Raw genomic sequence first — 19,662 nt, 5'->3', positions numbered from 1 at the left:
AAGCGGTGATAACAACAGATGGTCACCTGTTATATTGGCCTGGGCGCCAACCTGAATAATCCAGAACAGCAGATTGTTACCGCCCTTCAGGCTCTGCAGCAGCTGCCGGATACCGAACTGACGGCAGTTTCTGCTCTGTATGGCAGTAAACCTCTCGGCCCTCAGGATCAGCCGGACTACCTGAATGCGGTCGCGCAATTACAGACATCCCTGGAACCACTGGCGTTGCTGGATGCGTTACAAGCGCAAGAACTGGCTCAGGGGCGGGAACGTAAGCGCCATTGGGGCGAACGCAATATCGACCTGGATATTATCCTTTATGGTGATCTGCAACTGCGCAGCGAACGACTGAACCTACCACACCACGAGATGCACAAACGCAGCTTTGTCCTGCTGCCACTGGCTGAGCTAACCCCGCAGCTGGTGCTGCCCGATGGCCAAGCGATTTCCGATATCACCCCCGAGTTTGATGGCCAGTTACAGCGCTTAAAAAGTCTGGTTAGCTCCCTCTGAGTTGTAGACGCCCGGCGTTTGAAGTTATTGACATCGCGCCCACAATCCGCACCATACGCCCTCACGAAAAAACCTGCACCGAGCAGGCAAGATTGGAGAGAAGTCATGAAGTCCATCAGTATTCCGGCCTTAAAACAAATGAAAGCCGAGCAGCAAAAGTTTGCCGTATTAACGGCTTATGATGCGACCTTTGCGCAGGTAGCTGCGGATGCAGGTGTTGAAGTGTTACTGGTGGGTGATTCACTGGGTATGGTATTGCAGGGCAAAGACAGTACCTTACCTGTGTCTGTCGAAGAAATGGCTTATCACACCGAAATGGTTGCACGCGGCAATGCCAAAGCACAGCGCCCGGCACTGGTGATGACCGATCTGCCCTTCATGAGTTATGGCACGCTTGAGCAAGGCCTGGAAAGCGCCCGCGCTGTCATGCAGGCCGGTGCTCACCTGATCAAAATTGAAGGCGATGAATGGTTGATTCCACTGATTGAATCACTGTCTAAACAAGGTGTTCCTGTTTGTGCACACCTGGGTTTAACCCCGCAGGCGGTGAATAAACTGGGTGGTTATAAAGTACAAGGACGCGATGAAGCCAAAGCCAGTGCCATGATTGACCATGCTCAAAAACTGGAAGCGGCTGGGGCTGATCTGATTCTGTTGGAATGTGTTCCCAGCGAGCTGGGTAAGCGCATTACCGACGCTGTAGACGTTCCGGTAATTGGCATTGGTGCTGGTGCCGACACCGATGCCCAGGTTCTGGTGGTGTACGACATGTTAGGTATGAACACCGGCTATGTGCCTAAGTTTGTGAAAAACTTTATGACCGATGGTCGTACCATCCCGCAAGCCATCAGCGCTTACGCCGAGCAGGTGAAAAGCGGCGAATTTCCATCGGACGAACATGGCTTCGGGTAAGGTATTAAAATCGCTCTGAATGCTGGCTTGGAAACGTGTCCGAGGCAGTCAGTACAAGGCAAAAATAAGCGAAAAAGCGGAGTTTATAAGCCATAAATGAGTATTTTGAGCTTATTTTTAACGCCGTAATGGCAACGTAGGTAGTTTCCAATAATGATCACCGTTCATACCATCAAAGAATTACGCCAGCACGTCAAGGCGGCTCGTATGGCCGGCCGTGAAATCGGCTTTGTGCCAACCATGGGCAATCTGCACCAAGGCCATATCAGCCTGATTGATCGCTCAACCGCCGATGGCTGCTACACCGTCAGCAGCATTTTTGTAAATCCGCTGCAGTTTAACGACAAAAGCGATTTAAGCCGTTACCCACGCACCCTGCCTGAAGACCAGCAAAAGCTGCAAGCGGCTAACTGCGATCTGCTGTTTGCCCCAAATGTCGAAGAAATGTACCCGGCAGGTCAGGAAGAACAAAGCATCGTGCACGTACCGGTGGTTTCCGAAGGTTTATGTGGTGGCAGCCGCCCCGGGCATTTTGATGGGGTATCGACGGTTGTCAGCAAGTTGTTTAATCAGGTATTACCCGACAAAGCCTACTTTGGCGAAAAAGATTTCCAGCAAGTTGCGGTGATTCGCAAAATGGTGGCCGACTTATGCATGCCAGTTGATATCATCCCGGTTCCCACCGCTCGTGCCGAAGATGGCTTAGCTCTGAGTTCCCGCAACGGCTACCTCAGCACCGAGGAGCGCCAGCAGGCTCCGGCGCTGTATAAAACACTGAATAACATTGCTGCGGCGTTACAAAATGCCGACGGGCAAAGTCTCGAAACCATTCTTGATCAGGCCAGAAAACACCTCGACACACAGGGTTTCAAAACGGATTATCTCGACATTCGTTACTCTGATGACTTACGTCCGCTCATGAATGATGAGTTACAGGCACAACAGCTACGCCATTCGTCTATAACAATTCTTGGCGCAGCATTCCTTGGTAGCGCACGCCTGATTGATAATATTCAGGTGACATTGAATCAGGCGTTTGAATGAGGCATACTTGCGCGCCTTGCGCCTGAGAGGCCAAGAAATGAACAATTCCGGAGTCTCAGAACCCGGTAATAAAGACTGGCCTGAGGCCGGAAATAACAGGTTCTGCGACAAAGAATCGATCAGCTAAGAAAGGGTTTACCATGCAAACCATCATGCTCAAAGCCAAGCTACATCAGGCCCGTGTGACTCACTCGGTGCTGAACTATGAAGGCTCTTGCGCCATTGACGGAAAATTGCTGGATCTCGCCGGCATGCGCGAATTTGAACAGATCCAGATTTACAACATTACGAATGGCAAACGCTTCACCACGTATATTATCCGTGGCGAAGATGACTCCGGTATTATCTCTGTGAACGGTGCTGCTGCTCATCTGGCCAGCGAAGGTGACCGTATCATCATCTGTGCTTACGGCAACTATGATGAAAAGGAGTTGGCCACCTTTAAGCCTAAGATGGTGTATATGAACGAAGATAACACCGTCAGCCATACCAGCTTTGATATTCCGGTACAGGTCGCCTGAGGGTTACCTGCCAAATAAAAAACGCCGCACTTGCGGCGTTTTTTATGCCTGACACCTTCACTCTGAGTGTGATTGGTCATTCAGACACAATACGACAAACACGTCTTTTGCTCCTGCCCGCCAGTCTCCTTATACTGCGCCCTTATTGTTAACGATTACTGTGCCTTGATGCACAAATAGACACTAAAACAGGACTTATGGACTATGACTGGAACCAGCCTGACCCAGACGGATATCTGGAACCTGCTTAACGCGCATCATAAAGACATTAAAGACCAGCATATGCGCGACTGGTTTGCACAGGATAATAATCGTTTTGAGCGCTTTCAGCTCGACGCTGCAGGTATTAACCTCGACTATTCAAAAAACCGTGTCACATCTGACACTATGGCGTTACTCCACAAGCTGGCACATGAACGCGGTTTACCGGAACAAATCGACAGCATGTTCCGTGGTGAAGTAATGAACCGCAGTGAAAAGCGCCCGGTATTACACACCGCGTTACGGAATTTCAGCGACCGTCAGATTATGGTCGATGGCACGGACGTGATGCCGGAAATCCGCCATACCATGCAGCGAATGGAAGAGTTCTGCTGGAAAATCCGCCGTAACCAATGGCGCGGTTTTAACAACCAGCCGTTTACCGATGTGGTTTCCATTGGTATTGGCGGTTCTTTTCTTGGTCCGAAACTGGCTTCCAGTTCGCTCAAACCCTATTGGGACAGTGGCCTGAGCATTCATTATCTGGCCAATATTGATGGCACCCATATCACCGAAATCCTCAAGCGCCTGAATCCGGCCACGACTCTGTTTATTATTCAATCGAAATCGTTTGGTACTCAGGAGACCTTAAAGAACGCTCTGGCCTGCCGTGAGTGGTTCTTGAATAACGGTGGTACCGAAGCCGATTTACCGAAACATTTCACCGCCGTTTCTTCCAATATTGAAAAAGCCACCGCGTTTGGCATTGCTGAAGAAAATATTTTCCCGATGTGGGACTGGGTGGGGGGTCGCTATTCTTTGTGGTCGGCCATTGGTCTGCCACTGGCACTGGCCATTGGCATCGATAATTTCCGCGATATGTTGCGCGGTGCCTACGATATGGACGAACATTTCCGCACCGCTCCGATTGAGCAGAATATGCCGATTACCATGGCCTTACTCAGCCTCTGGTACGTTAACTTCTTTGGTGTGAACAGCCAGGCCATTCTGCCTTACGACCATTATTTGCGAAGCTTACCGGCACACCTGCAACAGCTGGATATGGAGAGTAATGGCAAGTCCATCACCATTGATGGCCAGCAGGTGGATTATGATACCGGGCCCATAATCTGGGGTGGCGTCGGCACAAATGGCCAGCATGCTTTCCACCAGCTATTGCACCAGGGTACACACTTCTCGCCGTGTGATTTTATTATGCCGATGTGCAGCCATAACCCGATTGATAATTTCCACGCCATGTTGGTTTCCAACTGCCTGAGTCAGAGCCAGGCGTTGTTGCAGGGTAAGTCGGAGGAAGAGGCAGTGGCTGAACTGATGGCGGCAGGCATGAGTAAAGCCGAAGCCATTGTCACGGCACCACAAAAGGTGATTGCCGGTAATCGCCCAAGTAATACACTGTATTTCCCGAAATCCAAACCACATACGGTTGGTGCATTAATCGCACTTTATGAACATAAAGTGGCGGCTCAGGGCTTCTTATGGGGCATCAACTCCTTTGACCAATGGGGGGTGGAATTGGGTAAACAGTTGGGCAGTAAGGTTTTAAGTGCATTGGAAGGGGAAGGTATCCCCAACCATTTTGATGGCTCCACTAACGGCCTGGTGCGCGCCTTCCACGATATGCAGAACCTGTTATAACTTTATTCGGGATAATGCCCGCTCAGCACCACCTGACTGGTGGCTTTGCGGGCTTCCCAGCCTAAGGTTTCCAGTTCAGGCTGATCATAAAACTGATCGACCTTTCCCAAACATAAATAAGCGATTAACTCGCGATCGGCCGGCGCATTAACGATCGTTTTGACCTTTTCCGGGTCAAGAATACTCACCCAACCCATACCAATATTGAGCGAACGCGCCATCAGCCACATATTCTGTACCGCGCAGACCACGCTGTAACGCCCCATATCCGGCATACTGGTTTGCCCTAATACCGGCCCTTTTTTCGGGTTATAAAACACCGCAATATTGAGTGCCGATTCAGTGATACCTTCAAGTTTTAACGCCTGGTACTGCTCCAGTTTAGCGGCATCGTAATTCCCCGCCCGAAACTGCTCCAATGCTTTCTGGTTCTCAGCAAAGAAGCTGTCAGCCACCTGGCGACGCTGGACTTTATCCAGCACCAACACAAACTCCCAAGGCTGTGAAAAACCAACAGAAGGCGCATGTAATGCCGCTTTCAGGATCTGATCGATATCAGCCTGGTCGAGCTCATCCGCAAGAAAAAGGTTACCACGCACATCGCGCCGTGCGGCAAGCAGTTCCATCAACAGGTCGCTCTGGTCTGGTTGAAATTGCTGGTTACGGTCAGACATAAAGACAGCACATCATGAAATAAATCGCTATTGTCTCTGCTGCTCAGGCACTGCGCAATGCACCATTACGCCTAAACCCAAAGAAGGGGCATGCAAAGCGTTTGGGCGTTGCTGACTTTGCGCGTAAAATAGTGTCGTTTGCTTTTCACGACTTCCATCTTAATGACAAGGCACAGCATGTCTCATACGGCCTCTTTCCATGCCATCGAATGGCACAACCAGCAATTACACCTGCTGGATCAGCGCGTGTTACCTCATCAACATCAGGTTTTGAGTTACACCAGCGCTGCCGATGTCGCCGATGCCATCCGTGACATGGTGGTCCGTGGTGCACCGGCCATCGGCATTACCGCCGCTTACGGTTACGCGCTGGATGCATTAGCGGGTCGTGATCTGGAAGCCGCGTATAAAGTACTGGCCGAATCACGCCCAACCGCAGTGAATCTGTTCTGGGCGTTAGAGCGCATGGCGTCACTAAGCACAGTCGATCCCCATGCACTGGTGGCCGAAGCAAAAAAAATTCACCAGGAAGATATTGAAGCCAATCTGGCGATGGGACAATTTGGCGCGGCTCTTATTCCGGAAGGTGCCAGTGTTTATACCCATTGTAATACCGGAGCACTGGCCACCGGCGGCCACGGCACAGCACTGGGCATTATCCGCAGCGCCTTTGCCGATCAGCGTATTAAACAGGTATACGCCGGAGAAACCCGCCCTTGGTTACAGGGCGCACGATTAACCGCCTGGGAACTGATGCAGGATGATATTCCGGTAAAACTGGTGGCCGACGGTGCTGCCGCACAACTGTTTCGTCAGGGAAATATCAGCTGGGTGATTGTTGGTGCTGACCGCATCGCCGCCAATGGTGATACTGCCAATAAAATTGGCACCTATAGCCTGGCGGTATTAGCCAAGCATCATGGCGTTAAAGTGATGGTGGCCGCACCAACCACGACCTTCGATTTATCCATTGCCAGCGGTGCCGATATTCCGATTGAGCAACGACCGACTTCGGAAGTGACCAGCCTTAATGGCCAGGTCATTGCCCCTGAAGGTTGCGATGCTATTAATCCATCGTTTGATGTAACACCGTCGGATCTGATTGATGCCATCATTACTGAAAAAGGCATGATTCTGGAACCCAGCGCGGAAACCGTTGCGATGTTATTTGCACGCTGAACAATCAGGATCTGCGACGGAAACAGCCATGACAGACGTTTTATACAACATTAACGATTTTAATCAGGCGGCTGAAAGTTTATGCCGCTATGGCAAAATCCTGTATCAACGTGATTGGTCACCCGCCACCAGCTCGAATTATTCCATTCGCCTGAATGATCACTGTTGTGCCCTCACCAGCTCCGGCAAACACAAAGGTGAGCTCAGCAACGACGATATTCTGGTGGTAAATTTTCACGGCCAGCCGGTTGCTCACCCGCAACATAAAGTATCCGGGAAACCCTCGGCTGAGACTTTATTACATACCCAGTTGTATCAGCGTGATCCCACCATCGGCGCCGTACTTCACACCCACTCTCCGACTTGTGTGGTGTTATCTCAAATCTGGCAGAGTGATGTGCTCGCACTTACCGGCTGGGAATTACAAAAAGCGTTTGCCGGTGAAACCAGCCACGAAGGCACGGTGACGATTCCGCTGTTTGCCAATGATCAGAATATTCAGCGCTTGGCCGATCAGGTTGAACAGACAATGCAACAAACTCAGCAAGGCCATGCTTATTTAATTCGTGGCCATGGCGTTTATACCTGGGGGAAAAACATCGAAGAATGTTTCCGCCATCTGGAAGCGCTGGAACATTTATTGGGTTACCAATTACAGCTGCTTTCTTTAAATTCCAACCTCCTTATAACCCCTAATACAACCGTTTCGTGAGACAACAAGCATGAGTGAAATCCGCATTTACACCAATAATGATATGACCAACTTGTTGTTCGCCAGTGACAATAAAAAATCCATCACCCAAAAATTACAGGCACTGGGTGTGCGTTATGAACAGTGGCAAACGGATACCACGATTTCCGCCGGTGCAGAGCCGGAATTTGTGATGAATGCTTACCGCAAAGATATTGATCGTCTGGTAAACGAAGAAGGTTATCAAACCGTAGATGTGATCAGTTTATCGTCAGACAATCCACAAAAAGCCCAATTGCGTCAGAAGTTCTTAAACGAACACACCCACAGTGAAGACGAAGTGCGCTTTTTTGTTGCCGGAGAAGGATTATTCACCCTGCATATTGATGGCAAAGTGGCAGAAGTGTTATGCAAACAAGGCGATTTAATCAGCGTACCGGCTAATACCCCACACTGGTTTGACATGGGGCCGAATCCAAATTTTATTGCCATCCGCTTATTTAATAATCCGGAAGGCTGGGTTGCCAATTATACCGGCAGTGATATTGCGGATTATTACAATCGTCTTGAGAACTAAAAAATCGACTCCCATGCCTGAATTTAATCACGTAAAAATTATTTTAACGGATATCGAAGGCACCACCTCATCGATATCCTTTGTTAAAGATGTGCTGTTTCCTTACGCCGCAGAAAATTTGCCTGTTTTTTTGCGCCAGCATCATGAGAACGCATCAGTTCAGCAGCAAATACAAGCTACCGTCGAATTGGCAAAACAAGAAGGCAATGACCTGACAAGTGACAACCTTGATGCCATCATTGAATGTTTACAGCAGTGGATTCGCGACGATAAAAAAGCCACGCCACTAAAAGCATTACAAGGCATGATCTGGAAACAAGGGTATGAGCAAGGTGATTATCAAGCGCACATGTACCCAGACGCGACCGCTCAGTTAAAGCAATGGCACAACAATGGAATGCCGCTTTACGTGTATTCATCAGGATCGGTTCAGGCGCAAAAACTGTTTTATCAATACAGTCAGGACGGTGACTTATTACCTCTGTTCCGTGGTCATTTTGATACCACCTCCGGCGGTAAACGTAACGAGCAATCGTATCGCAATATTCTGGCTGATCTGCAGAAAAAACACGACATTGCAGCAGGCAACGTTTTGTTTCTGTCGGATATCGAAGAAGAGTTGGATGCCGCTTATGACGCAGGCCTGCAAACCTGCTGGCTGATTCGTGAGGGTGACTTCCCGGCAACCACCAATCACCCGGCCGTTAATTCATTCAACAGTATTCAGCTGTAACTCTTTTTCCTATTGAGAAGCACTGGCAATAGCTGCCAATGCTTCCAATTCAGCCAATCCTTGCACCCTTACAACACTTTTTAACCACTTAGTCAGCTTTCTGTTTTACACTGTCCACAAATATTCATAACTTTGTGGACTCCCCATGACTTACCCGCGCGATATGGTTGGCTATGGCCAGCACACTCCTGACCCTCAATGGCCCAACCCTTCTAACAGTAAGAATCCGGCCCGCATTGCCGTGCAGTTTGTGATTAATTATGAAGAAGGCGGTGAAAACTGCATTCTGCATGGCGATAAAGCCTCAGAAGCCTTCTTATCGGAGATTGTTGGCGCCCAGGCACTGGAAGGCGTGCGCCACATGAACATGGAGTCCATCTACGAATACGGCAGCCGCGCGGGTTTCTGGCGTCTGCACCGCATGTTTACCCAGCGTAATATGCCGGTGACCGTGTATGGCGTGGCAACGGCGCTGCAACGTAACCCGGAAATCGTACAAGCAATGAAAGATGCCGATTGGGAAATTGCCTCCCATGGCCTGAAGTGGATTGATTACCAATACATCGACAAAGAGGTGGAGCGCGAGCACATTGCCGAAGCCATTCGTATTCATACCGAAGTCACCGGCGAACGCCCACAAGGCTGGTACACCGGCCGTATGAGCCCGAACACACGCGACCTGGTGGTCGAAGCCGGAGGTTTTGCCTACGACAGCGATTCCTATGCTGATGACCTGCCATACTGGAGCTACGACTACGAGCAACCACATCTGGTCATCCCTTATACCCTCGACAGCAACGACATGCGTTTTGCCACCAATCAGGGGTTTAACTCGGGCGATCAGTTTTTTGCTTACTTAAAAGACTCGTTTGATGTGTTGTACGCCGAAGGCAAAGAAGATCCCGCCGCCGCGAAAATGCTGAACATCGGTTTGCACTGCCGCCTGGTCGGTCGTCCTGGCCGCGCCGCCGCACTGGCGCGCTTCTTAGATTATGTACAAAGCCATGAAGACGTGTGGGTTACCCGTCGTATCGACATCGCCAATCACTGGCGCAAGGTGCACCCGCCTAAGGCATAAGCCATCAAGACGGCTTCCAAAGCCGAAGAATTCCTTCCTTACCGCCAGTAGAGCAATCCCTGGCGGTTTTTTGTTTCAGTAACATACAAATCACACTGTCATCGTTTGCAGAACGCCTGTCATCGTTTGCTAGTGCTGTTCAATAATCGAGCAACTACAGTAATAGCCATCAACAGACACACATCAACCAGACAATCTCTTTTGAGGTAACTATGACTGACTCAGCATCAACCAAACCGACTCTTAGCGCCGAACAACTGGCAATGATTCAAGGCATTGCCCGGGGCATGAAATCACCCCTGCGTGCGCCGATTCTGAAAACCCCGGCAGACTATGGCCTCGACTTTGAAGACGTGTTTTTCCCGTCTTTTGATGGTGTGGCGCTGGAAGCCTGGTACATCCCGGCGGCGAATTCCGACAAGCTGATCATCTGTAACCACCCACTGACCATGAACCGTTACGGTTTCCCGGGCCATATGGAACCCTGGAGCCAGTTTGCCGATATACACGTTGAGTTCATCAACATCTATAAAGCTCTGAATAAAGCCGGTTATAACGTGCTGACCTACGATATGCGCAATCATGGTCGCAGTGCAGATGGTAACGGCGGCATCGTTGGTACCGGCCTGCTGGAATGGCGTGACGTAGTCGGCGCGATGCAATACGTACAATCCCACGCTCAGCTGAAAGACATGACCGTTGGTCTCTACAACCCCTGTGCTGGCGGTAATGCCGCCATGGTGGCAATAACCAAACAGCCGGAATTCTTCACCGATGTAAAAGCCTTTGTCTGCGCACAACCTTGTTCCATGGCTTGCTCACGTCAAACCGTGATGGACATGATGGGCATCGGCGACTTTATGGACGAAGTCGATATGGAACAAATCAAACTGGGCAGCTTTGCTAACCATGAGATGAGCCCACACCCTTATGCGCCAAACGTACACATGCCAACTTTTGTGATTCAGGTTCGTGAAGACATCTGGACCAAACCAAGTGATGTACAAACCACCTTTGACCTGCTGCCAAACAAAGACAAAAAACAGTTCTGGGTAGAAGGCACCACCAAGCGTTTTGATGGCTACAATTATTTTGGTAAAAACCCGGAACAGATGGTCGAATATTTTGATCGTTTTATGAAATAAGGTAAGCAGGCATGAGGCAGTATCAGGCAGATAGGATCAAGGTACACGACAGTTTCTGGAGCACCCTGGAACAGGTGGATGTTTCCATGCAACAAGTCGCCGAAGCAACCCGCCTTCCGGCTGCCATACTGCTGAATCAGGCCCCCGCTAATACCGGGCAATATTTTTCCCTGTGGGATTGCTTGCCCGCTATTTCCGGCCAGGACGATATTGGTATCCGCTTTATTCAGGCGTTTGATGTCACTCAGTTGCCGCCGTCATTTTTTGCCGCCCATATTGCCCGCAATTACCGCGATGCCTTACATCGGCTGTCGCGTTTTAAACGCATCTCAGCGCCGGAAAGCATTCTTATCGACGAACAGGCAGGCCTCTGTACCATTGATATTGAATGGGCAATCGGCCAGCAATTCATGCCTGATACTCTGGTGGACGCAACTTTCGCCTCTCTGTTTGAGTTGGGCCGAAAAAACAGCAAAGAACCCATCACCATCAAGTCCGCTCAGGTAACCCGCAACGACAGCGGCGAGCGTTATCTGGAACACTATCTGGGATGTGAGGTGCAATACAATGCACCGACAAATCGTCTGATATTGGATAGTAAAGTGCTCGACAGCCGTTTTATCAGCTACAACCAGGAATTGTTGAATATTGTTGTGCCACAGTTGGAAAATGAGCTGCACTCCGCAGGAAATAAATATTTATATTCCGATCAGGTGAAATGGGTGATCAGCCAGTGCTTAAGTTCCGGCTGTCCAAAAGTATCACTGGTGGCGGAGGAATTAGGCGTTGGCACACGCACCTTACAACGGCGCATTACCGCCGAAGGTTTTACCTTTAAAGACCTGCTGAATGAAGTGCGGCTGGATACCGCAAAGCACTATTTATCCGACCCGGATATGAGTTTGTTCGAGATTGCAGCTCTATTAGGTTACGAAGATCAAAACTCGTTTTACCGCGCGTTTAAAAGTTGGGAAGGCGATTCACCTTCCCATTGGCGCAATTCATTTAAAAATTAAGCTTTACCCATCATTTTGCCCATCATGGCACAGCTTTTTTCAATAAATGCCGGATCTTTATCGGCCATTACTGCCAGAGTTTCCTGATTTTTCTGCTTTTTATTTTCAGCATAAATCCAACGATTTTTCTTAAACTGCGCAGCAAATTCCATCACGCCTGCTTGCAGTGCTTCGTTGTCATCAAACACAGCTTCAACCACCTGGTTATCCAACAGCTCCTGTGCACCCACACGCTGCCCAGTCATCGCCAGGCGATTAAAGAACTGTGGTGACATCGCCTGGTGAATCAGCGGAATCATCGACGGCAGGAAAGGCACCAGCACATCCACTTCAGGGAAACAGAAATAACCACGATCACTTTTCATAAAGCGGAAATCACAGGCACACGCCAGCACTGAACCATTACCAAAAACATGGCCATTCATGGCTGCAATAATGGGTACCGGGAAGGTAAGCATGCGCTTAAAAATCGCATCCATGCCCTGCATAAATTCAACGCTGTCAGCAATCGACGTGGTTTTTTGCGACACCCAGGTCAGATCAACACCCAAAGACCAGTTTTTTTCTGAAGAAGATGTCAGCACCATAGAGCCAACTTTCTGATCTTTTTCAACGGCATCCAAACAGGCATTAAAAGCCGAGATAAATTCCAGGTTATGACGGTTTTCGTCAGTGTTCATGGTTACTACGGCTACAGAGCCTTGTTGTTCTAAAGAGATAATCTCGGTCATATCAGTTCACCGCTGTTTGTTGTCATAAAAATTAAGATATTCAGCAATCAGGCGATTCGCCCAGGACTTTGCTGTCAGTCCTTCAAAGTAAGCACAGTGGCTGCCGCGTTCCGTCATTACCAGCAGCATATTATCCATCTCTTTCATGCTTTCAATATATTCATAGGCATTATCAATATGGCAGACGGGGTCATCTTTAGCGTTCAGCATTAAAGTTGGAACGGCAATATTCCGAAACGGAACCATGGGATTGGTGTTTTCCAGATAACTGTCATAATCCGGATAACCACCCACCTCGTATAAATGATCGTGTAATTCTTCAAGGTTTTCTGACTGAATAGCCTTTTGGTAACTCGGTAAATGTTCAAACCATGACTGGTTAGTAGTCAGAAAATTACGCGTCAGTTTTTTTGCCATCATACGGCTGTAGAAGGATTGAGCACGACCAAACGCCACTTCCAGATTGTATCCAGGGCAATACCCTACCGCCGCCTTAATCGGAGTATCTTCTCCGGCCTCACCAAGATAACGCGCGAGCACACCGGAACCCGCCGAGATACCAACGGCATATAAGGCTGAGTCTGGGAAACAGTGGTGAATATGATCCAGCTGCTGACGAAAATCCTGGGTACATCCCATGGTGTTGTATTTGGCGGCCGTCATCGGCAATCCGGAATGACCACGGCGAACACACAAGGCAACCCGCCAGCCGCACTGCGTATGAATATAACGAACAAACTCTCGCATGCTGTGAGCGCTGCCGGAAATGGTATGCAGCAAAACCAACGTAGGCCGGTCTTCTGGCAGCTCCAGGCCCAGCCACTCCACCGCAATCGTGCCGTTATCATCAGCGACTAACGTGTCAGTACGGTCGTATTTCAGCGCAGGAGCAAAGGCCTTTTTTAATCCGAGGAACAACAACTGAAGATGGGTGTTAAACAACCATGGAGTCACCCAATAAGGCTTCGACAACATGTTACTGTGCCGCACATATTGCTGCTGCGATGAGTCTGCATGACATTCAACTTGCGGTACACGAACAACCACCAGACGATAATAAATCAGGAACAGTGTCAGGGCAGCGAATAACCAGAGCATGGCGGTTAACATTGATTAGCAGGAAGGTGACTCACAATACCCAACCGTACCTCTGACTGTCTACTCAGTTACCCACACATCGGATGATCAATCAAAACATTTTAATGACTTAACAGGGCTTTTAATGATGTTTTCGGTAGGCACTCGGCGGAACCCCCGTCCACTCTTTGAAGGTACGGGTAAATGGGCTGGTCTCAGAAAACCCCAGACGCTCGCTGATCTGCTCAATACTCAGCTTACTGTTAACCAACAATTCAATGGCACTGTCACGCTTAATCTGATTTTTAATCGCCAGATAAGAGCTGCCCTCTACCGCTAAGCGGCGTTGTAAGGTGTGAGGGGCTATCTGCAACTGCGCCGCTAATTGTGGCAGAGTCGGCAAATCATCGAGCTGTGACTGAACACAGCCAGCCACTTTCGACGTCCAGGTTTCCTGCGAAAAGTTAAGCATCAATAATTGGTTAAAAGGATCTTTAAGCAACGCAGGCAATGCTTCCCGGGATTGTATAATGTCGCGCTTCAACAAATCGGCGGAGAAGCTGATTCTGGCCGCCGAACCATTAAAGACCATGGGGGCGCCATAAAACATCAAACGATAGTCACGACTGTATGCCGGTGGAGAAAACGGAAACAACAGCTGTTTGATCGGAAAAATTTCTTTCATCAACCAACACAAAACGCGATGCACAAAAAAGAAACCGTATTCACAGATGTAAACCTGAGAGGCCTGATCGTGGCTGGCGTAACCAAAATTCAGATGAACGCCCTCTTCGTCTTCAACCCATTCAACCTCAACACCTTTTCCCAGAATACGATAAAAGTCACACAACCGTTGCAACACCTGCCGGGGGCTGCTTGCCGCCAATAACCAATGCATCAGTAATGACAGGCTACCCAATGGCACAGGTTGTTTGCCATAACCCAATAACTCATCACCGCTACGCAACGTTAATTGTGTAATCACCTGGCCAAACTGAGTCAGAGACAGGCGCGCCTGCGGGCTGTTTAACAACGATGGAGCAATTCGGCATTGAACTAATAAGGTATCAATTTCTGCCCGTTCCAGCGCCAGCTTTAATAAAGCCGAACGTACAAATTCTATGCTGATTGAAACATTATGCACCGATAGCTGCGCCATTGAAGAATATTAGCCCTGTAAATCACACTCTCTTCAGACTACACAAATTTGTTGTAAAACATCAATTTAAATGTGATCCATTGTCATTCAGAAACCCCTCGGCTCTGCTCATAATGATTTCATGTTAAGCAGTTTTAAACACTCACATTGATATAACAAAGGTCGTTTTATGGCACTTCCAGACATTCTCAAAGGTCGTTTATCGGTACCTGCCGTTGCCGCTCCACTGTTTATTATTTCGGGTCCGGAGCTGGTGATTGCCCAATGCAAAGCTGGCATCGTCGGCTCTTTTCCATCACTCAACGCCCGTGGCGAAGGTGAATTCGAGAAGTGGCTGATTCAGATTACCGAAGAACTGGACGCCTACAATCAGGCCAACCCGGACAAACCCGCCGCGCCTTTTGCCGTCAACCAGATTGTGCATCGCTCCAACAATCGTCTGGAAGAAGACCTGGCTCTGTGCGTGAAATACAAGGTACCCATCATCATTACTTCATTAGGTGCCAGGGTTGAAGTTAACGAAGCCATCCATTCCTACGGCGGCATCGTACTGCACGATATCATCAACAACACCTTCGCTAAAAAGGCGGTTGAAAAAGGCGCTGATGGCCTGATCGCCGTAGCTGCCGGTGCCGGTGGCCATGCTGGTACCCAGTCACCTCTGGCACTGATTCAGGAAATTCGCGAATGGTTTGATGGCCCGCTGCTGTTGTCCGGCTCCATAACCACCGGTGATTCTATTCTGGCAGCACAAGCGATGGGCGCCGACCTGGGTTATATCGGTTCAGCCTTTATCGCTACCAAAGAAGCGCGTGCGGAAGAAGACTATAAACAATGCCTGGTCGACTCAACCGCCGAGGATATTGTGTACAGCAACCTGTTCACCGGCGTGCATGGCAACTACCTGAAACCATCAATTATTAACGCTGGTATGGACCCGGATAACCTGCCGGAAAGTGACCCGTCCAAAATGAACTTTGGCTCGGGTGGTAATACCGATAAAAAAGCCTGGAAAGATATCTGGGGCTGCGGCCAGGGTATTGGTGCGATCAAAGACGTACAAACGGCGGGCCAATTAATTGAGCGACTGGGCAACGAATACAATAATGCTTTTGACCGTGTCGCCACAAACTTCAAAGTACGCTAGCCTTAAAAACATTAATTAAAAACAGCACCCACCTGTTTAAAGCCTCTGACTCGTCAGGGGCTTTTTTATTCCGCCATTTCCACACACGTTATACACCTACAAAATTTGTCGTCGTTTCAGGCAATTAAAATGCTTAAGATAAAGAAATCCACGACGAGGCAGACCTATGTTCTCCTTCCTTAAGCCAAACCCGATCAAAAAGCTGCAAAAACAATACGATGCCAAACTGGAACAAGCCATGAAGGCTCAGCGTAATGGCGATATTCGGGGTTATTCTGAGATCACCGCTGAAGCGGAAAAGTTGTATCAAGAGATTCAGAACCTGCAGAAAGCCTGACGGGGTTGTATTCATGTGCAGGAAGTCTACGCGTCCGCAAACTTCCTGCTTATCAAGCGCAATCAGAGCCTGTTACCACCATTGATTACTTCATAGAGTGCAGGCCAAACACATTACCTTCGGTGTCTTTGGCCATCACAATAAAACCGTGCTCACCAATAGAGAATTTAGAGCGCTCCACCTGCCCACCGGCAGCAACCACCCGTGATTCCTGCTGAGCACAGTCGTCACAAGAAAAATACACCAGCACACTGTTCTGCCCTACCGGCGCATCGGTCATTTTCACCAACGCACCCGCAGCCCCATAACTTTCCATATCCGATGGAAACAACTTCAACTCCATTGTTGGGTCATCAGCCCCCTGCATACCTTCCAAGGTGCAACCCAATACGGTTTCATAAAACTGCTGAGCTCGGGCCATATCGGCCACATTAATTTCAAACCAGCCAACTGGATTCATCATTGTCATACTCCTGTATTTAATCCCTCTTGATTGAGGCTTTAATTAAAAAATCACACCAGTAGCGATACGCTCGCCCCGGTGCTGTTTTTTAAGTTAGCAACACCCTGCTGACAGCATGGTGTCAGTAGTGTTGCGATAGGCTATATTTTTGTTTCCAACATCAGGGGAAGGCAGATGCGCCGCGCGGACCGATTAATCAAAATGGTGAACTTTCTCAGAAGCCGTCGCCGGGCCGTGACTGCCAGCCGGATCGCCGATGAGTTTGGCATTTGCACCCGTACCGTATACCGCGATATTCAGGATCTGATGGATGCGGGCACGCCGATATCCGGCGAAGCAGGCGTGGGGTATATGATCAACCCGGATTATTACCTGCCACCCATTACATTTGATCAGGATGAGTTGGAAGCCCTTACTCTGGGCATCAGCATGGTGCGCCAGTGGACCGATGATCGTTTTGCTGAGAAAGCGCTGAACGCGTTGGAAAAAATACAGACTGCCTTACCGTCTCAGATACGCAGCGAGCTGGAGCAAGTCACCACCTATGCTCTGCCCAGCGATAACCGGCCACCCTGGACAGTAAGCTTTTCTGACGTGCGAGAATGCATTCGTAAGCAACAGAAAATACAGATTGAATATTCGGATGGCGAACGGCAATTCAGCGAGCGGGTTATTCGCCCGTTAGCCCTGATGTTTTTCAGCCCGGTGTGGATATTGGCCGCCTGGTGTGAAAAACGTGAGGATTTCCGTCATTTCCGCATGGATCGTATTCACAATATGCAGGTATTGGAGCAAGCGTTTTCTGATGACGATGGTAAGGGGTTAAGCGCTTATTTAATTCGTGAAGAGGAGTGTTATCGGCATCGGGGTTAGTGGGTGGCTTACTACATGGACGTGTAGATTATTTTCGTCCTTGCCCACCCTCCCTATTGGTGATAATTTAAACATCAGTAAAATCAACAGGTTACGTATATGGTTTACAAGATAGTAGGCATACCGTGGCCGAAATAGTGTGCGTGCACGCTTTTCTGGAAGGGAGTTATCTTGCTAAGGAAGGTTTCAACGTGAAATCAGTTAGTTACAGCCATAAGCTCAAAAAGCTCTCTCTAAGATATCAGGCACGCACACGAATAAACTATTATGTGTTCATGGAGAGAAATCGTGAGTTCTGAAATTATAGAAAATCTTAGGTTTCTTATGTCCTCTGCTAAAGAAAGGAATATTGAGCAAGGCGTCAATACATTCAGTTCCTACATAGAGAAATTAAGTAGCACCAATAGTGGGCAGTTAGTCTACGAAGATTTATATAGGGAGCTTTCTGGAATTCAGCGCTTTGCAGACTTCAACAACAAAGAGTGGCAGGCAGTTCAGGCTATATTCAATGCTATCGAATCTAACCGCTAACCACATAACAAGCAAAGGCAGCATCGCCCTGCGGGCTGGACGCGCTAACGCCCGCCGCTGCTTTGGGCGTTATATGTAATATGAGTATGAAGAAGATAATTTTCTTTTGGTTACTAACCGTAAGCTACTCAGTGCTTTCAGAGACAAAAGTGGTGTCATGTAAAGAGCACTCCAATGTTCTTAAGATAGAAAGTTTTGGGCATGAACATATTAATCATCGCCCAGTATTGAATGGCAAAAATTTAGTGTCAGAACTTATGGACGCCATGTGGTTTATCGAAAAAACCTCCTGTACTAAGAATGGTTTTAAAGTTTACGCTTCTCATAGGCAATACGGTGATATGACAACCAAAGTTTTCGAAATTGAGGTCAGACCAGATGGCGCTTACCAAATCAATGAAAATATATAACAAAAGGCTCAAGGCATTGGACGGCGCAAAGCGCTGCCCCTTAGCCTAGGCGTTATACGGGAAGAAGGTCTTGGTGAATATCGAAGTAAATTTGGTTAACTCATTTACAGTTAATGGAAAGGGCGGAAACCCTGCTGGAGTTGTTTTAAATGCAAATCAGCTTTCGAATAGTCAAAAATTAAAAATCGCGCAATCTGTGGGCTACTCCGAAACTGCTTTTGTCTCCAGTGATGAAGAAGCTGATTATGAAGTCTCTTTCTTTACTACAACAGGAGAAGTTGACTTTTGTGGTCACGCTACGTTAGCTACTTTTTCCACAATGTACCAAAAAGGTATTCTTACAGCTGGTTCTTATGTTCAACGCACAAAAGCTGGAATGCTGCCAGTGATCATTGAACCAAGTGGTAAGGTCGTTATGGAACAGCAATTACCTCAAAAAGTAAATTGTTTTTCATATCAAGAAATCTCAAATATTCTAGGCCTAGAAAGTAATATACTAGCAAGCACAAAATTACCTATCGAAGTTATTTCAACAGGGCTGCCTGACGCCATTATTCCTGTTCCTAACGGGTATTTAGATGTAATAGAGCCTAATGATGAACTTATCGCAGATTTCTGCAAAAAACATAAAGTTGTTGGTTTTCATGCTTTTGAGCTTTGTGAGTTGGAAAGTAAGCTTACAGCAAGTTGCCGTAATTTCGCACCACTTTTTGGTATTTCAGAAGAATCGGCTACTGGTAGCTCTAGTGGTGCTTTAGCATGTTATCTAACAGAGCATTTAGCTTTAGGTCGTGATTTTGTTTTTGAACAAGGTAGGGCTATGAATTGTACTTCAATAATTACAGCATCTGTTGAGTCAGAGAATTCAAAGATAATCAGTGTAAAAGTTGGTGGCTTTGCAAGTAATATTGGTACGGTGGTAATCCCCGTATAACAAGAAAATTAAATCGGACTAAAAACGCTTGGTTTGGTTCGCTGCGCTCACAAGTAT

At 48.2% G+C, this 19,662-nt stretch carries 23 protein-coding genes; 18 read left to right on the top strand and 5 right to left on the bottom strand.

Annotation, left to right across the window (positions count from 1 at the left end; translation table 11 throughout):
* Positions 1-18: 18 nt before the first annotated feature.
* The 5 genes from folK (at position 19) to pgi (ending at position 4,850) form a co-directional block, all read left to right on the top strand.
* Positions 19-513: a 2-amino-4-hydroxy-6-hydroxymethyldihydropteridine diphosphokinase gene (gene folK / locus KFF03_RS02485; protein WP_255858697.1), complete on the top strand. Its 495-nt coding sequence runs from the start codon at positions 19-21 to the stop codon at positions 511-513.
* Between the two features lie 105 nt (positions 514-618).
* Positions 619-1,425 (top strand): 3-methyl-2-oxobutanoate hydroxymethyltransferase, encoded by an 807-nt coding sequence (gene panB / locus KFF03_RS02480; protein ID WP_255858696.1) that lies wholly within the window; start codon positions 619-621, stop codon positions 1,423-1,425.
* Positions 1,426-1,578: 153 nt separating this feature from the next.
* Positions 1,579-2,469, top strand: coding sequence for a pantoate--beta-alanine ligase (panC, locus tag KFF03_RS02475; RefSeq protein WP_255858695.1), 891 nt, complete (start codon positions 1,579-1,581; stop codon positions 2,467-2,469).
* Between the two features lie 140 nt (positions 2,470-2,609).
* Positions 2,610-2,990, top strand: a complete 381-nt coding sequence (gene panD / locus KFF03_RS02470) for an aspartate 1-decarboxylase (RefSeq protein WP_255858694.1) — start codon at positions 2,610-2,612, stop codon at positions 2,988-2,990.
* 204 nt (positions 2,991-3,194) lie between these two features.
* Complete coding sequence (gene pgi / locus KFF03_RS02465) at positions 3,195-4,850, top strand: glucose-6-phosphate isomerase (protein WP_255858693.1); 1,656 nt, start codon at positions 3,195-3,197, stop codon at positions 4,848-4,850.
* A 2-nt stretch (positions 4,851-4,852) separates the two neighbouring features.
* On the opposite strand, the gene bluB is transcribed toward pgi, so the two are convergent.
* Entirely contained in the window at positions 4,853-5,524 is a 672-nt protein-coding gene (gene bluB / locus KFF03_RS02460; RefSeq protein WP_255858692.1) for a 5,6-dimethylbenzimidazole synthase, read from the bottom strand.
* A gap of 177 nt (positions 5,525-5,701) precedes the next feature.
* Between bluB and mtnA the strand changes: the two genes are divergently transcribed.
* The 7 genes from mtnA to KFF03_RS02425 all read left to right on the top strand — a co-directional run bounded on the left by mtnA (position 5,702) and on the right by KFF03_RS02425 (position 11,943).
* Positions 5,702-6,703: an S-methyl-5-thioribose-1-phosphate isomerase gene (mtnA, locus tag KFF03_RS02455; protein WP_255858691.1), complete on the top strand. Its 1,002-nt coding sequence runs from the start codon at positions 5,702-5,704 to the stop codon at positions 6,701-6,703.
* Positions 6,704-6,731: 28 nt separating this feature from the next.
* Positions 6,732-7,415 (top strand): methylthioribulose 1-phosphate dehydratase, encoded by a 684-nt coding sequence (locus KFF03_RS02450; RefSeq protein WP_255858690.1) that lies wholly within the window; start codon positions 6,732-6,734, stop codon positions 7,413-7,415.
* Positions 7,416-7,425: 10 nt separating this feature from the next.
* On the top strand, positions 7,426-7,971 hold the full coding sequence (locus tag KFF03_RS02445) for an acireductone dioxygenase (RefSeq protein ID WP_255858689.1): 546 nt from the start codon (positions 7,426-7,428) through the stop codon (positions 7,969-7,971).
* Between the two features lie 13 nt (positions 7,972-7,984).
* Positions 7,985-8,704: an acireductone synthase gene (mtnC, locus tag KFF03_RS02440; protein WP_255858688.1), complete on the top strand. Its 720-nt coding sequence runs from the start codon at positions 7,985-7,987 to the stop codon at positions 8,702-8,704.
* A 145-nt stretch (positions 8,705-8,849) separates the two neighbouring features.
* Positions 8,850-9,782 carry an allantoinase PuuE gene (puuE, locus tag KFF03_RS02435; protein ID WP_255858687.1) on the top strand — a complete coding sequence of 311 codons (933 nt, stop codon included), beginning with the start codon at positions 8,850-8,852 and terminating at the stop codon, positions 9,780-9,782.
* Positions 9,783-9,994: 212 nt separating this feature from the next.
* On the top strand, positions 9,995-10,927 hold the full coding sequence (locus KFF03_RS02430; RefSeq protein WP_255858686.1) for a S9 family peptidase: 933 nt from the start codon (positions 9,995-9,997) through the stop codon (positions 10,925-10,927).
* 11 nt (positions 10,928-10,938) lie between these two features.
* Positions 10,939-11,943 (top strand): AraC family transcriptional regulator, encoded by a 1,005-nt coding sequence (locus tag KFF03_RS02425; protein ID WP_255858685.1) that lies wholly within the window; start codon positions 10,939-10,941, stop codon positions 11,941-11,943.
* Here KFF03_RS02425 and KFF03_RS02420 read toward each other — a convergent pair.
* From KFF03_RS02420 to KFF03_RS02410, 3 genes are all read right to left on the bottom strand, one after another.
* Entirely contained in the window at positions 11,940-12,674 is a 735-nt protein-coding gene (locus KFF03_RS02420; protein ID WP_255858684.1) for an enoyl-CoA hydratase/isomerase family protein, read from the bottom strand. The two genes, KFF03_RS02425 and KFF03_RS02420, sit on opposite strands and share 4 nt — an antisense overlap.
* A 6-nt stretch (positions 12,675-12,680) precedes the next feature.
* Positions 12,681-13,772 (bottom strand): YheT family hydrolase, encoded by a 1,092-nt coding sequence (locus KFF03_RS02415; RefSeq protein WP_255858683.1) that lies wholly within the window; start codon positions 13,770-13,772, stop codon positions 12,681-12,683.
* 121 nt (positions 13,773-13,893) lie between these two features.
* Complete coding sequence (locus tag KFF03_RS02410) at positions 13,894-14,910, bottom strand: AraC family transcriptional regulator (RefSeq protein ID WP_255858682.1); 1,017 nt, start codon at positions 14,908-14,910, stop codon at positions 13,894-13,896.
* 169 nt (positions 14,911-15,079) lie between these two features.
* Between KFF03_RS02410 and KFF03_RS02405 the strand changes: the two genes are divergently transcribed.
* Both KFF03_RS02405 and KFF03_RS02400 read left to right on the top strand, forming a co-directional pair.
* Positions 15,080-16,057 (top strand): nitronate monooxygenase family protein, encoded by a 978-nt coding sequence (locus tag KFF03_RS02405; protein WP_255858681.1) that lies wholly within the window; start codon positions 15,080-15,082, stop codon positions 16,055-16,057.
* A gap of 166 nt (positions 16,058-16,223) precedes the next feature.
* On the top strand, positions 16,224-16,394 hold the full coding sequence (locus KFF03_RS02400) for a DUF6435 family protein (protein WP_255858680.1): 171 nt from the start codon (positions 16,224-16,226) through the stop codon (positions 16,392-16,394).
* Positions 16,395-16,479: 85 nt separating this feature from the next.
* Here the strand turns inward: KFF03_RS02400 and KFF03_RS02395 are convergent, their stop codons facing one another.
* A complete protein-coding gene (locus KFF03_RS02395; RefSeq protein WP_255858679.1) occupies positions 16,480-16,857 on the bottom strand; it encodes a VOC family protein in 378 nt (125 codons plus the stop codon).
* Between the two features lie 174 nt (positions 16,858-17,031).
* Here KFF03_RS02395 and KFF03_RS02390 point away from each other — a divergent pair, with 174 nt between their 5' ends.
* The 4 genes from KFF03_RS02390 (at position 17,032) to KFF03_RS02375 (ending at position 19,605) form a co-directional block, all read left to right on the top strand.
* The gene (locus tag KFF03_RS02390) at positions 17,032-17,730 is read left to right on the top strand and encodes a YafY family protein (RefSeq protein ID WP_255858678.1); all 699 of its coding nucleotides are present in this window, start codon (positions 17,032-17,034) and stop codon (positions 17,728-17,730) included.
* A 288-nt stretch (positions 17,731-18,018) separates the two neighbouring features.
* Positions 18,019-18,261 carry a hypothetical protein gene (locus KFF03_RS02385; protein ID WP_255858677.1) on the top strand — a complete coding sequence of 81 codons (243 nt, stop codon included), beginning with the start codon at positions 18,019-18,021 and terminating at the stop codon, positions 18,259-18,261.
* A gap of 86 nt (positions 18,262-18,347) precedes the next feature.
* On the top strand, positions 18,348-18,671 hold the full coding sequence (locus tag KFF03_RS02380; protein ID WP_255858676.1) for a hypothetical protein: 324 nt from the start codon (positions 18,348-18,350) through the stop codon (positions 18,669-18,671).
* 73 nt (positions 18,672-18,744) lie between these two features.
* The gene (locus tag KFF03_RS02375; protein WP_255858675.1) at positions 18,745-19,605 is read left to right on the top strand and encodes a PhzF family phenazine biosynthesis protein; all 861 of its coding nucleotides are present in this window, start codon (positions 18,745-18,747) and stop codon (positions 19,603-19,605) included.
* The last annotated feature ends 57 nt before the right edge of the window (positions 19,606-19,662 follow it).

It is taken from the genome of Bacterioplanoides sp. SCSIO 12839 (assembly GCF_024397975.1).
Classification (GTDB): Bacteria; Pseudomonadota; Gammaproteobacteria; order Pseudomonadales; family Oceanobacteraceae; genus Bacterioplanoides.
The sequence above is the reverse complement of the archived record's forward strand: the minus strand, read 5'-3'. Positions and strand labels throughout refer to the sequence as shown.